Genomic DNA, 13765 nt, shown 5'->3' on the forward strand with positions numbered 1-13765 from the left:
ATTGAGCCGGCCCTGGCGGCCGGCCACATCCCCAGTGGAAGGGCAAGGGCGTGAACAAAGACGACATGATCCTGATCAGCATCGACGACCACATCATCGAGCCACCCGACATGTTCGACAACCATTTGCCGGCGAAATACAAAGCCGATGCACCCCGCCTTGTCCACAATCCCGACGGCAGCGATACCTGGCAATTCCGCGAGACGGTCATCCCCAACGTCGCCCTGAATGCGGTCGCCGGGCGGCCGAAAGAGGAGTACGGCCTCGAACCGCAGGGCCTCGACGAGATTCGTCAGGGCTGTTACGACGCCGCTGAGCGGGTCAAGGACATGAACGCCGGCGGTGTGCTGGCGACGATGAACTTTCCGTCGTTCCCCGGGTTCGCCGCTCGGTTGTTCGCCACCGATGACGCCGACTTTTCGTTGGCTTTGGTTCAGGCGTACAACGATTGGCATATCGACGAGTGGTGCGGAGCCCATCCGGGACGGTTCATTCCGATGGCATTGCCGGCGATCTGGGATGCCGAACTGTGCGCGCAGGAGGTTCGGCGGGTATCGAAGAAGGGCGTGCACTCGCTCACCTTCACCGAAAACCCTTCGGCGCTGGGTTACCCGAGCTTTCACAGCGACCACTGGAATCCGCTGTGGAAAGCATTGGTCGAGACCGACACGGTGATGAATGTCCACATCGGCTCGTCCGGGCGGTTGTCGATTCCCTCTCCGGACAGCCCGATGGATGTGCTGATCACGCTGCAGCCGATGAACATCGTGCAAGCCGCCGCAGACCTGCTGTGGTCGAACCCGATCAAGGTGTTCCCCGACCTGAAGATCGCGCTGTCCGAAGGTGGCACCGGTTGGATCCCGTATTTCCTCGAACGTATCGATCGCACTTACGACATGCACTCGACGTGGACCAATCAGGACTTCAAAGGCAAACTCCCCTCCGAAGTGTTCCGCGAGCATTTCCTCACCTGTTTCATCTCCGACCCGGTCGGAGTGCAGTTGCGCAACGAGATCGGTATCGACAACATCTGCTGGGAGATGGACTACCCGCACAGCGATTCGATGTGGCCGAATGCTCCGGAGGAACTCGAGGGTGTGTTCAGCAAATACAACGTCACCGACGCCGAGATCAACAAGATGACTTACGAGAACGCGATGCGGTGGTACTCGTTTGATCCGTTCACCCATGTACCCCGGGAGGAGGCCACCGTCGGGGCACTACGCAAAGCCGCCGAAGGACACGACGTCAGCACCCATGCGTGGAGTACCCGCGAGAAGTCCGGCACCAGCTTTGCCGATTTCGCGGCAAAGGCGAAAGAGATTTCAGGAGCGAAGGATTGACAGTCACTGCTGCGGCGGGAGCGCGAGCCGCGCTTCCGCCGACACGGTGGTGACCCCGTCCACCTCGATCGAACCGCGCGCGTGATCGCCGGCCGGATCGGTCAGCGATGCCGAGATCTCCAACGGGGTGAACAGGGGCGTCGGCCGGTGATAGCGCACCGACAACTCCTGCACCACAGCGTGTTCTCCCGCCACCGTGCCGGCTGCTCCGAGGACATGACTCAGAAGCAGCGCGGACATGCCGCCGTGCACCAACGTCTTCGGACCCTGGTACGGCAATCCGAGAAGACCTGTCGCCGAGACGTTTCCGCTGTCATCGATGTCCATGTCGATCGGTGGCGCGATCGCATTTCCCTTGCCCGACACCGGATCCCGAACACCTGATGTCTCATCGTCAGTCTGCTCGTCGAGCATCCGGGCGATCGTGTCGAGTTCGTCTGCCACGGCGGTCGGCCCGCCGTCATCATCGGTCACTCGAAGGAGCAGATCAGTGAGCCGGCGTAGTCCGTCGGCCGCCGACTCGAGATCTCGCCGGCCGTTGTCGCCGCTACACATCTGTCATCCTGTTCCTCGAGGAGATGAACAACCCATCCGAGCCGTTCCGTGGGGAGATGAACAATCCCTCCGAGCTCACCAACATCTCGTCACCCAGCCGCACCTCCGAGCGTGAGTACACCTTGCGGCCGTCGATCCGATCGTGATGCGATCTGATCGTCAATTCTTGCCCTGATGGCACCGGCTGATGAAACCGGATGGTGAGTTGTGCGGTCATGCCGGCCACGCCGGCAACCACGTTTGCGTTGGCCAGTGCCGCGTCGAGGAGCATCGCCACCAGGCCCTCGTGGACAACACCGGGTGCTCGCTCATGGGCAACCGAGAATGTCACCGAACCCTCGGCACCACCCTCGGCCGCCCGCATTGCGACCGGTGGTGCGATCGCATTGTGCGAACCGACCACCGGGCTGTACAAGGACCCACGGCCCTCTCGGTCCATCGATTCCATCCGGTCGTGTGCGGAGGGGACACGCGCCTCGAGATCATCGGCAAGGGCATGTATCCGACCGGCGATCTCGGAAAGGTCCGCACGATGACCGGCTCTGACCAGCCCAGCTGTGACCCGTCGCACCGACTCCACCGCCCGGGCGATCGGATCGTCGTCGTGATCAGCCCCGTCAAAGAATCGGTCCGCATCAGCGGTAGAGGTCACGTCGCATCTCCTATCGACAATCTTCGCAGGCGTCGGGTGGAACGCTACCCGGCCGCCAGGTCACGGAGGAGGTCCCGGCTGCGCCGCATCGACCCCCGGGGATCGGAACCCACCGGAGTTATCGCCGCCCAGACATCGGTGGCACCCGCATCGATGAGATTCTGCAGCTGGGCGCGGACCGATTCCTCATTGCCGACGATGGCGATGTCGGCCGCGTCAGTGGCACCGCCGGCGCTGATGACGCGCTGATAATTGGGCATTCCGGCGTACATGCCCGACGTTGCGGCAACCGCGGCCCGCGCTTCGGCGACATCATCATGAACTGCCACCGGCAGTCCTGCCACGATCCGCGGCGCCGGCCTACCGGCTCCCGATGCCGCAGCACCGATCGCGGGCGCGATCTGGGACTCGATGACCTTCGCCGAGGCCATCCATAGCACAGTCCCGTCAGCGAATTGTCCTGCCACACGCAGCATCCGGGGAGACATCGCAGAAAGCAGCACGGGCACCTGGTGTTTGATCGTTGTCATCCGGCCGGCGCTCTTGGTACTCCAGTCCTGTCCCTGGAAATCCACCTCCTCGCCGCGGAGTAGTGCGGTGATGATCCGGATGTATTCCTCGGTGTTGCGGCCGGGTCGCTGGTACGACAATCCATAGACCTCTTCGATGAGCGGGCCATGAGAAGGCCCCAACCCCAGCGTGAAACCGGGACGTCCCATCGCTTCGGCGACCGCGGCCACCCGGTTGGCCTGCAGCAGGGGATGCACCGGATAGGTCTGCAGAACAGCGGTTCCCAACTCGATGGACGTGGTGGCGCGACCGGCCACCGCCAGCGCCGCCAGCGGATCACCGGCGACCGTGCTGGCGTACCAGAGAGAGGTAAAGCCATCGGCTTCAGCGCGCTGCGCCTGCGCCACAATCTTGTCGGTCGACGAGGCGCCGCCGGTCAATCCAATTCGCATCGTTTCGGCCTGTCTTTGAAGGTATGGTTATTCTGGGAGACTATACGACTGTATTGCATCTGCTGTCCCGGAACGTAAGGAGCCACCATGTTCGATACCGCCACCCCGATCACACCCGCGATCGGCATCGAAGTCAGCGGGGTGTCCGGCGCGCAACTTGCCTCTGCCGAGGCGGCCCAGTGGTGCCGATCAGCACTCGATCGCCATGGCGTGGTCCTGTTTCGGGAGTGCCATATCGGCGACGGCGATCTGGTGACACTGAGCCGCTTGCTCGGCGAGGTGGTCGTACCTCCGATGGGCGGCGGCAAAGACCATCCAGAGGTCTCGGCGATCAGCCTCGACCCCGCGGAGACCGTCCTGGCCTCGTACAACACCGGCACCTTTCACTGGCATATCGACGGCGCCACCGACGCGATCCCCCAGTTGGGGACCTTGCTGACCGCGATCGAGGTCTCCACCGAAGGCGGCGACACGGAGTTCGCCAACACCTACGCCGCCTACGACGCGCTACCCGACGAGGACAAGGCGCAGTTCGCTGACCTGCAGGTCGTCCACAGCTTCGCCACCGCGCAGCTGCTCGCCAACCCGGACCCCACCGACAAACAGCGGGCCTCCTGGGCTCGGGTTCCAACCCGGGTTCACCCGCTGGTGTGGACCCGGGGCAACGGGCGCAAATCACTGCTGATCGGCGCCACCGCAGGCGAGGTTGTCGGCATGTCACCCGAGGAGGGCCAGGCACTGATCAAACGTCTGCTCGACTGGTCCACCCAACCGCGCTTCGCGTTGCGTCATCACTGGCATCGCGGCGACCTCGTCCTGTGGGACAACACCGGCATGCTCCACCGCGCGATTCCGTACACCGCGACCTCACGCCGGCTGATGCATCGGACCACGCTGGTCGGCGAAGAAGCAGTCGCCTGAAACCTCGCAGGTAGATTCGATGTCATGAACAGCAGGGCGACGCGGCAGTGACAGAGCTTTCCACCGACGACGCTCCAGCCGTGCTCTTCCCCCGACTTCTCCCCTGGATCCTCGGCGTCTGCGGCGTCGTCGGACTGGTGGCGTCGTTCACCCTCACAGTCGAGAAGTTCGAGCTGGCATCGAACCCGGACTACGTGCCCAGCTGCAGCATCAGCCCGGTACTGAACTGCGGTTCGATCATGGATACCGACCAGGCGGCGGTCTTCGGATTCCCGAACTCGCTGCTGGGCATCACCGGTTTCGCGGCGTTGCTGACGATCGCGGTCATGATGGGACGCAAGACCTCTGCGCTGATCATGCTCGGCATGCAGGCCGGACTCACTGCCGGCGTCGTCTTCATCGGATGGCTGATCTTCCAGAGCCTCTACCGCATCGACGCCCTGTGCCCGTATTGCATGGCGGTCTGGGTCGCCACGATTGTCGCTTTCTGGTACGTGACGCTGCGCAACGCCGACGACTACATCAGAGGCGGTGTGGCCCGAAAGATCCTGAACGCGGTGCTGAGCATCCACTCCCTGATTCCGGTCCTGTGGATACTCGCGATCGTCGGCCTGATCATCCAGCATTTCTGGTGGTATTGGTCGACGCTGGGCTGACAGACAGCGGCTGAGTCCCGTGCGATCAGCGCATTTGCGGCACGTTCGACGGGAATTTCGGCACGTTCGACGGAGGGTGCGGGCGCTGGACCTGCACATCACGCCGAAACCGCAACCTTGTGCATGATGGTAAAGCCGTTATGCTCGATAGTTATCTGGGTCGGGGCAAGCCTTAGGAGGCCGGCATCATGCACACCACAGATAATTCTTCGCATCACCTGATCACCGCGTCTGAAGTACGCAAGGCCGCATTCGGGAAGCCACCATTGGGCCGACGCGGATATAACGAAGACGATGTGGACAACTTCCTCGACCAAGTCGAGGAAACCCTCCGCGAGCTACACAACCGCCTCTCGCGCTACGAGCGCCCCAACCCCTGAACTCCCCGCGCCGACCGGACGCAGATCACCGTCGGACTCAGTGGCCCAACGCCACCTTCAAACCGACGATCACCAGGGCCACCCCACCAACCGCAAGTGCGGTCCAGTGCGTCTTCGCCGTCACCCTCTCGTCACGAATTCGTTCGATCACGTAGCTGATCGTCGCGATTCGAACCACCATGAACAACTCGGCGATCAACTGGGCGGTTCGGGGTTCGAGCAGGCCGAACACAGCGAGCGCGAGGATCAGGCTCGGGATCACCGCGGCGTACAAGATCGGAAGACTGTCCCGCAACTCGCTCATCCGGATCTGGTGGTCAGCCACCGTGCCTTGTCGCACGGCCCGTCCGACGAGTTCGGCAAAGTAGTGCGCGATGAAGGTTGTCAGTGCTGCACCGACGATGACCGCGATACCGAAACTGTCGTGCGAATGCGTCACCGGGATCAATGCCGCGAGGACGAGGATATTGCCGTAGATCAGAGCACTGATCCGGCTCGACATATCCTCGGGCGTCGATGTACCACGGCCCTGGAACGGCAGGCTGTCGATCAGTCGCAGAAATCGTTCCTCCATGACGAAAAGCATTACATACGACAGGGGTCAACAGCTGAGTACGGGTATCGCCCGAAGCCGGTCCATCGCATCCTCCGCGCCCCGCGACGAGCGAAATGAGATCTATTGGGCCTCGATCAACTTCTGCGCCACCTTCACGAGTGGAATGTTGCTGTCCTGCGACAACTTGCGAAGGAGGTCGAAGGCCTGGATGGCATCAACGGAGAATCGCTCCATGATGACCCCTTTGGCCTGCCCGATGAGGTCACGACTGGCCAACGCACTCTTGAATTGCTCCTCCTGGCGCGCCCGAAACAGGGCCAGGGCCGCGTGGGTGGCGTAGATCAATCCCAGCTCCTCGGACTCCCGGCTGAACGCATCCGATTTCTCCGAGAACAGATTCAGCGCTCCCATCGCGCCTTCGTGCGTGAACAACTGAAACGACAAACTCGACCTGACAGCGGTCTCACGAACTGCGCGCGCTGCAAAGGCCGGCCACCGCGGTTCGTCGTCGAAATTGTTCATCCGGACCGTCGAATGCTCCCAGGCGGCCTCGAGGCACGGCCCCTCGTCTGCTTCCTTCTGGATGGTGTCGAGGGTCTGCACAACAGGATCGGTGAGCCCGATGGTTTCGAAGTTCTTCTTCTTGTCGACCAACAGCACCCCGGCAAACTGCGCGCCGTGAACCTGCGATACCGCACCCGCCGTGATCGATGCGACCACGGCGTCGACGTTGTCTTCCGACGACGACAATCTGTGCATGTCACGCGCCAATTCCGCGATCGATCGGTGCACTTCGCCATCCATCTCGCCACCGCCCCTTCATGCCAAAAACTCACGGCGTAGGCTTCACCGACTCGCAGAACAGTGTACCCAGCGGGCGGCGACTTCGAATCGATGTTCGAGCAACTGTCGGGCTCGGATCCCAAGCGATCGATAACGCTTTCGACGGCGGGTCGCAAGGCTACTTCGTTGTCCCGTTGACGCACATCATCGGACCGAATCCTGAGTCGCACAATCGAATCGATCGCATCAGTCCCGTATCGCCGCGTGGCTGCGTGACCACCCGGCAGTCGTCAGGCGGGATCTCATCCTAAACAGGTGAGGACTTCCGGTCGGAGGCGAAGCACACTCGAATCCGTACTACTCCGCTATGCGCACAATTCAAACCTCCGAACGGAGACCCAACCATGACCGAACTCGATTTCGACGACCTCGGCCCAGTTGATTATCTGGTGATCGAGTTCCCGGCCGACCGAAATCCCGACGGCTCAGCCCTACCGCTGCTCGTCGATCTCGTGGAGCGCAACGTGATCCGGGTCCTGGATCTGACGTTCGTACGCAAAGAGGTCGATGGATCGGTGAGCGGAATCGCCATCGAGGACTTCGGGCTGACCGGCGACTTCGACATCACCTTGTTTGCCGAGGCCACATCCGGCCTCATCGACCGCACCGACCTCGACGAGGCAGCAGCTGTCCTCGAACCCGGCTGTTCCGGCGCGGTCCTGATCTACGAAAACCATTGGGCCGCACCATTTGCCTCGAAGCTGAGGCACAACGGGGCGCAGTTGGTCGCCTCCGGACGTATCCAGACCCAGGCGCTCTTGGCTTCCCTCGACGCACTCGATGCCGAACTGAAAGGCTAGGAATCTCCCATGCCCGGACTACTTCGCGGGGTCGCCCGCACAGCCGTCATCGCCGGAACCGCCACCTCCGTATCCAACCGGGTGTCGCGACGACAAGGTAACCGTTGGGCGCAACAGGCACAGGAGCAGGCTCCTCAGCAGCAACCGCAGTACGCGCCGCCTCCTGCTCCCGCCGCACCGCCACCGGTCGATCGGATCGGAGCACTCAAACAACTCGGCGAACTCAAGGAACAGGGAGTTCTCACCGAGGCGGAGTTCGCGGCCGAAAAGGCCAAGATCCTCGCCAGCTGATACCCGGCGCCACCTTCTTCGGTGGCGCCAGTCGACGAGCGCGTTCGGTCACTGCGGTTGCTGCGATGAGCTTTATCGCCGCAGTCGGGTGGCCGAACATGTTCGTCTATAGCGGTCCTAAGATCCAGACTTGCCATCTGTCGCTGGTAGCGGAACTGTATGCACAGTTGCCTGCGTCTGGGTTGGTACGTGTTGCGGTGTCGACGAATCGTCACCGAAGGCAACCACGATCGTCGCCCAGACGATCGCCGCGGCACCAATCACCGCCTGTAACAGGAGCTTACGGCTGCGACGCCGAATCTCGGCAATGGACGTCATGTGGATCACCCCAGCAAATCGACTGCATCTTGACTGCGACGTTGCCAGTCGGCCGGCTCGAGGACACGAGTACTGCACTACCCGAATTCGAATCGGTCATCGCCAGCCGGGTGCGCCTTCGCGGTTTCGCACGTAGCGCATGTACTGCGTCAACGCATCAAGGTCTGCGGCTTCGAGCGCCGACATCGCCTTGGCGTCACTCCTCCGCAGCAACTTGTTGTAGTCCTCCACGGCCTCGGCCTGCTGTTCAGGATTCCAACGCGCCCAGGGCCGTTGCGCCTGGTGCGCCGAACGCCAGTCATAGGCTCCCCCTCGGTCCCCACCACGCAATGTCGCCCGTAGTTGAGCGAGCAGACTCCGCGGAACGTAGGCCAACCCGCCATTCTGGTACTGCCAGACGTGTGTCATCTCGTGGATGAGGGTGAACTTGCCGCGCTCGGTCAGTTCCAGCCCGTCACCGCGAAAATGACCCCACCCCACCTTGAGGTGAATCGTCGTGCCCAGTGTGACCGCCGAACCGGTCGCGAAGATGCTGCCGCGGGTGATGCGGATTCCGGTGTAGTCGATGCTGTCGACGAAAACATCGCGCGCATAGGCGATCTCATCGGTGGTCAGCGCGCGTTTGCCGACTCGAGCGCGCGGGCCCGAAAAACGTGAGCGGGAGCACATGTGCTACTCCTACAGGGTCGGCGTACCAATCGTGGACGAATTCGGGGACGGAAGAGGTGGTCATGCAGCTCGCAGGTGTAGGCGTATGGAGTTCTCAACTACGGTACGGCGATCCCGCCGCGTCCGCCGAGGCCGCGGCCGAACTCGAAGAGCTCGGTTACACCGCGCTCTGGATCCCCGACGTCGGCGGTCCGGTGTTCGACTCCGTGGGCAATCTCCTCCAGGCGACCAAGCAGGTGGTGATCGCAACCGGCATCCTCAACCTCTGGATGCACGAACCGGCCGATGTCTCGACGAACTACAACAAGTTGGTCACCGAGCACGGCGATCGCATCCTGCTCGGCATCGGTGTCAGTCACGCGCCGCTGATCGACGCCGGCGAACCCGGGCGCTACAGCAAGCCCCTCGCCGCCACCAGGGCGTATCTGGAGGCAATCGATGCCACCGAGCAGCCGGTGCCCGTCGAGCGACGAGTACTGGCCGCGTTGGGACCGAAGATGCTGCAACTGTCCGCCACTCGCGCCAACGGGTCACACCCCTACCTGGTCACGCCGGAATTCACCGCGCAGGCCAGAGCAGCGCTCGGCGATGGTCCACTCCTGCTCCCTGAGCAGACCGTCATCCTGACCACCGATCGTGATGAGGCCCGGGCCATCGGAGCCGACTGGCTGCGCAGCTACTTCGGGCTGCCGAACTACGCCAACAACATCTTGCGATCAGGATTCACGCAAGAAGACATCGACACGGTCAGCGACAGGGTCTTCGACGCGATCATCGCTTGGGGTGACGAAGAAGCCATCCTTCGCCGGGTCCGCGAACACCACGCCGCCGGCGCCAACCACGTGTGCATTCAGGTACTCGACGCCGACCCGCGCGCGTACCCCCGCGAGCAGTGGCGTCGCCTGGCCGCAGCCCTGGCATAACCCCGAGACACGCCGGAAGGCAGTATCGGGACTTCGCGGGCGAACGCCGCCGAACTCGGCAAGAATCGAGTGGCCGGTCAACGGAGTCGGCCGCCACGCACACAGCCGGCAGCGGCTGGAGAGAGGACGCCGTGGGAAAGAAGTCGAAGCACAAGGACTCCGACCTCGAGCTATCTGGCCCTGAGGCGGAGCAGCCCGACGCGGCAGACAGGATGAGGTACAAGGAGTACCGCCGACTGCTCGAGCCGCTGCAGGCCGAACTCGTTGCGATGCAAGAGTGGGTAAAAGAGTCCGGCGCTAAGGTCTGCATTGTTTTCGAGGGCCGTGACACCGCCGGTAAGGGCGGCGTCATCAAGGCGATCACCGAGCGGGTGAGTGCCCGGGTGTTCCGGGTCGTCGCCCTGCCGGCCCCGACCGAGCGCGAGAAATCGCAGATGTACATCCAGCGGTACCTGACTCATCTCCCGGCAGCCGGGGAGGTCGTCATCTTCGACCGCAGTTGGTACAACCGCGCCGGTGTCGAACGCGTGATGGGGTTCTGTACTGAAGAACAGTCGCAGCGTTTCCTCGAGCTCACCCCGACCGTTGAACGGGCGATTGTCGATTCGGGATGCATCCTCCTCAAATACTGGCTGGAGGTGAGCGCGGAACAGCAGACGTTGCGACTGCAGAGCCGGATCGACGACCCGAGAAAGATCTGGAAGCTTTCGGACCTGGATCTGAAGTCGTACAGCCACTGGCACGACTACTCACGAGCCCGGGACGACATGTTCCGTCTCACCGACACCGGCTGGGCACCCTGGTTTGTCGTCAAGACCGATGACAAGAAACGCGGACGTCTCAACATCCTCAGTCACCTTCTCGGCCAAATCCCGTACGAACCCCTCCATCGCCCCGACGTGACACTGCCGGAGCGGCAGCCCGCCGGCGACTACGAGGAGCCAACCCAACAACTGCACTGGATTCCGACCCCGTTCTAAAAAAGTCCGGGGCCGCGAAAGGAAACAAGCTTTTATGGCCAAGACCGAATCCACGCCGAATGGTGCCGACATCGAACGCATCGACGGACAAGCGACAACCAACTGGCATGCCCAGAACAGCGACGCCGTGGTGTCTGCGCTGACCTCCGATCGGCAGCTCGGTCTGAGGGCCGGTGAGGTAGAAGAACGTCGGCGTCAATACGGCCCCAACGAAATAGCCGCCGAACCGACGACATCGATGTGGTCGGTCGCGCTACAGCAGCTCAAAGACCCCATGAACCTGATGCTGGTCGCGGTGGCCATCGTCAGCATCGTGATCGACGAGATACCGACGGCGCTCATCGTGGCAGTTCTCGTCGCTTTCAACATCATTCTGGGCACCCGGCAGGAATTGAAAGCCCGCGCCAGCGTGGACGCGTTGGCGAAAATGCAGACACCACAGGCCCGCGTCATCCGCGACGCCACCCTGATCCAGCTCAACGCCACCGACCTGGTGCCGGGCGACATCGTGCAGCTGGAGGCAGGCGACATCGTGCCCGCCGATGGCCGTCTGCTCGCGACGGCCACCCTGGAGACCCAGGAGGCCGCACTGACGGGTGAGAGCGCGCCCGTCGCGAAGGACCCCGAAACCATCGACGCCGTCGATGTTTCTCTCGGTGACCGCAGCAACATGGTCTTCCAGAACACCTCTGTCACCCGTGGCACCGCCACCATTGTGGTGACGGAGACGGGCATGCACACCCAGATGGGTCAGATCGCATCAATGCTGTCCGCGGTCCCGCCGAGCAAGTCTCCGCTCCAGCGCGAATTGGACTCGCTCACCAGACTTCTCGGCATCATCGCCTGGGTGGCGGTGGCGATCATCGTGATCATCGGGCTGATTCGCGGCCAGGACATGACTACGCTTCTGCTGCTGGGTATCTCGATGGGTGTCTCCGCGATTCCCACCGGCCTGCCGACGTTTGTCCAGGCAATGCTGGCCTTCGGCGCGAAACAACTGGCCGATGCGAAGGCCATCGTGAAGAACCTCACGGACGTCGAGACGCTCGGCGCGACCAGTGTGATCAACTCGGACAAGACCGGCACTCTGACGATGAATCAGATGACCGTGCGGTCCCTGTACTTCCACGGTGGCTGGTACCTCGTCGACGGTGAGGGTTATTCGAAGTCCGGGAAGATCACCCAGGTCGCGGGCGAGGCCGTCCCGGACTTCACGCTCCTCGCCTACGGTTTGTGCCTCGACAGCGACGCGACCGTCTCGGCCGTCGGAGATGTTGTCGGTGACCCCACCGAGGCCGCACTGGTGGTGCTCGCGGCCAAGGTCGGTGTCGATGCCCCGCTGACACGGCGGACCTATCCGCGCGTCGCTGAAGTACCGTTCGACTCCGCGTACAAGTTCATGGCGACGTTCCACAACCTCCCGGTGGACGGAACACCCGAGTTCGTGGAACTGGTGAAGGGTGGACCCGACGTAGTCCTGGCCCGATGCACGTCCGCCTTCCGGCCGGGACGGCAGCTGGTGCCCATCGACGAGGTCATGGACGAGCTGACCGAAGCGAATCGGACCATGTCCGAGAAGGGGCTTCGTGTCCTGGCGTTCGCGGTCCGGCGCCTCGACGGACAGCAGGAGGCCGCTGTGGCCGACCCCATGTCGTTTGTCGAGGACCTGACATTCGTCGGCATGGTCGGCATCATCGACCCGCTTCGGCCGGAGGCCATCGAGTCTGTGCGAATCGCCCACCAGGCGGGCATCGACGTCCGGATGATCACCGGCGACCATGCGATCACCGCGTCGGCAATCGGCGCTGAACTCGGCCTCGGACCCGGCGCGATCAGCGGTGCGGAACTGCAAGCCATGTCCGACGACGAACTGTCTGCGGCCCTCCCGAACCTGCACGTGTTCGGCCGGGTCACCCCACAGGACAAACTGCGTCTGGCCGACATCATGCAGCGAGGCGGCGATGTCGTCGCGATGACCGGAGACGCCGTCAACGATGCCGCTGCGTTGAAGAAGGCGGACATCGGCGTCGCCATGGGGTCCGGAAGCGAGGTGACCAAACAGGCCGGAAAGATGGTGCTCACCGACGACAATTTCGGGACACTCATCACCGCTATCCGGCTGGGCCGCAACATCTACGAAAAGATCGTCTCCTATATCCGCTATCAGATGGCGAAGCTGTTCTCGCTGGTGATCCTGTTCCTCGTCGCGAGTATCTTCAACATCAACGACGGTGTCGCGCTCACCCCATTGATGGTGCTCTTCCAGCACTTCTTCATCACGCTGTTCCCGGTGGCCGTCATCATGGTGGACCCACCGTCGCCGGGTTTGATGGACAAACCACCGCGCGACCCCAAGATGCCGATCGCCAACCGGCCGTCGTTCATCCAGTGGTTGTGGTACGGCATCCTGCAGTTCGCCGTCACCCTCGCCGCGATGCTCCTCGCCCCGGGTGAGATGAGTTCGACCGAGGCGAATGTCCCGATGACAACGGCGTTCGTGGTCCTGTCGATCGGTTCGATCTTCGCCGGCCTGGTCATGCGGCGAGATCCGGAATCCGGCCTCGTAGCACCGGTTCTCGGCGCACTGAAGATTCTGTCGGTCCCGATCGTCGTGACGGTGTTCGCGGTGCAGGCCGGGGTCCTTCAGGACCTCCTCATGACGACGTCCTTGACCGGCGCACAGTGGCTCGCCTGCATCGGCTGGGCGCTGATCATCCCGATCGTGGTGGAGGTCGAGAAGGCCATCAGACGGCGACGCAACCTGATCTCGTCACCACCCGTTCCGCTGAAGGCCCCGGCCACCGTCGATCCCCTGCGGGCACGCTGAACACGCCCGGTGCGTGGTTGCACACAAATCGTGCCCGAAGGGCCGGATGTGACTCCTCGACTCGTTATGTGTGCACCGGGGCACGCGAG

General features: G+C 62.8%; 15 protein-coding genes. 9 read left to right on the plus strand and 6 right to left on the minus strand.

All coding sequences use genetic code 11. The features are described 5' to 3' along the window. The first annotated feature begins 50 nt into the window (after window positions 1–50). On the plus strand, window positions 51–1343 hold the full coding sequence (locus H290_RS0101130; RefSeq protein WP_020104913.1) for an amidohydrolase family protein: 1293 nt from the start codon (window positions 51–53) through the stop codon (window positions 1341–1343). Window positions 1344–1346: 3 nt separating this feature from the next. Here H290_RS0101130 and H290_RS27470 read toward each other — a convergent pair whose 3' ends face one another. Genes H290_RS27470 through H290_RS0101145 form a run of 3 tightly spaced genes read right to left on the minus strand, consistent with a single transcriptional unit; the run spans window position 1347 to window position 3512 of the window. Beyond that, window positions 1347–1898 (minus strand): hotdog domain-containing protein, encoded by a 552-nt coding sequence (locus tag H290_RS27470; RefSeq protein ID WP_020104914.1) that lies wholly within the window; start codon window positions 1896–1898, stop codon window positions 1347–1349. Next, the gene (locus tag H290_RS27475; RefSeq protein WP_020104915.1) at window positions 1891–2550 is read right to left on the minus strand and encodes a PaaI family thioesterase; all 660 of its coding nucleotides are present in this window, start codon (window positions 2548–2550) and stop codon (window positions 1891–1893) included. Before H290_RS27475 ends, H290_RS27470 begins: the two co-directional genes overlap by 8 nt. A gap of 44 nt (window positions 2551–2594) precedes the next feature. After that, window positions 2595–3512, minus strand: coding sequence for a TIGR03564 family F420-dependent LLM class oxidoreductase (locus tag H290_RS0101145; RefSeq protein ID WP_020104916.1), 918 nt, complete (start codon window positions 3510–3512; stop codon window positions 2595–2597). Between the two features lie 87 nt (window positions 3513–3599). Between H290_RS0101145 and H290_RS0101150 the strand changes: the two genes are divergently transcribed. The 3 genes from H290_RS0101150 to H290_RS30510 all read left to right on the plus strand — a co-directional run bounded on the left by H290_RS0101150 (window position 3600) and on the right by H290_RS30510 (window position 5469). Beyond that, a complete protein-coding gene (locus H290_RS0101150) occupies window positions 3600–4433 on the plus strand; it encodes a TauD/TfdA family dioxygenase (RefSeq protein ID WP_020104917.1) in 834 nt (277 codons plus the stop codon). A gap of 47 nt (window positions 4434–4480) precedes the next feature. Beyond that, window positions 4481–5089: a vitamin K epoxide reductase family protein gene (locus tag H290_RS0101155; RefSeq protein WP_020104918.1), complete on the plus strand. Its 609-nt coding sequence runs from the start codon at window positions 4481–4483 to the stop codon at window positions 5087–5089. A 188-nt stretch (window positions 5090–5277) separates the two neighbouring features. Continuing rightward, on the plus strand, window positions 5278–5469 hold the full coding sequence (locus tag H290_RS30510) for a DivIVA domain-containing protein (protein ID WP_196809478.1): 192 nt from the start codon (window positions 5278–5280) through the stop codon (window positions 5467–5469). A gap of 37 nt (window positions 5470–5506) precedes the next feature. Here the strand turns inward: H290_RS30510 and H290_RS0101165 are convergent, their stop codons facing one another. After that, a complete protein-coding gene (locus H290_RS0101165) occupies window positions 5507–6043 on the minus strand; it encodes a hypothetical protein (protein WP_051121853.1) in 537 nt (178 codons plus the stop codon). 102 nt (window positions 6044–6145) lie between these two features. After that, window positions 6146–6829 carry a GAF and ANTAR domain-containing protein gene (locus H290_RS0101170; RefSeq protein WP_020104921.1) on the minus strand — a complete coding sequence of 228 codons (684 nt, stop codon included), beginning with the start codon at window positions 6827–6829 and terminating at the stop codon, window positions 6146–6148. Window positions 6830–7212: 383 nt separating this feature from the next. Here H290_RS0101170 and H290_RS0101180 point away from each other — a divergent pair, with 383 nt between their 5' ends. Together H290_RS0101180 and H290_RS0101185 are read left to right on the plus strand one after the other, a co-directional pair. Then, the gene (locus H290_RS0101180) at window positions 7213–7668 is read left to right on the plus strand and encodes a DUF6325 family protein (protein ID WP_020104923.1); all 456 of its coding nucleotides are present in this window, start codon (window positions 7213–7215) and stop codon (window positions 7666–7668) included. A 9-nt stretch (window positions 7669–7677) separates the two neighbouring features. Continuing rightward, window positions 7678–7959: an SHOCT domain-containing protein gene (locus tag H290_RS0101185; RefSeq protein ID WP_020104924.1), complete on the plus strand. Its 282-nt coding sequence runs from the start codon at window positions 7678–7680 to the stop codon at window positions 7957–7959. 414 nt (window positions 7960–8373) lie between these two features. Here the strand turns inward: H290_RS0101185 and H290_RS30020 are convergent, their stop codons facing one another. Continuing rightward, on the minus strand, window positions 8374–8946 hold the full coding sequence (locus H290_RS30020; protein ID WP_020104925.1) for a hypothetical protein: 573 nt from the start codon (window positions 8944–8946) through the stop codon (window positions 8374–8376). A gap of 62 nt (window positions 8947–9008) precedes the next feature. On the opposite strand from H290_RS30020, the gene H290_RS0101195 reads away from it, so the two are divergent. From H290_RS0101195 to H290_RS0101205, 3 genes are all read left to right on the plus strand, one after another. Beyond that, the gene (locus tag H290_RS0101195) at window positions 9009–9869 is read left to right on the plus strand and encodes an LLM class F420-dependent oxidoreductase (RefSeq protein WP_028462624.1); all 861 of its coding nucleotides are present in this window, start codon (window positions 9009–9011) and stop codon (window positions 9867–9869) included. A gap of 131 nt (window positions 9870–10000) precedes the next feature. After that, window positions 10001–10849, plus strand: a complete 849-nt coding sequence (gene ppk2, locus H290_RS0101200; protein ID WP_020104927.1) for a polyphosphate kinase 2 — start codon at window positions 10001–10003, stop codon at window positions 10847–10849. Window positions 10850–10883: 34 nt separating this feature from the next. Next, window positions 10884–13676 (plus strand): cation-translocating P-type ATPase, encoded by a 2793-nt coding sequence (locus H290_RS0101205; RefSeq protein WP_020104928.1) that lies wholly within the window; start codon window positions 10884–10886, stop codon window positions 13674–13676. Window positions 13677–13765: the final 89 nt, after the last annotated feature.

It is taken from the genome of Nocardia sp. 348MFTsu5.1 (assembly GCF_000383535.1).
Classification (GTDB): domain Bacteria; phylum Actinomycetota; class Actinomycetes; order Mycobacteriales; family Mycobacteriaceae; genus Williamsia; species Williamsia faeni.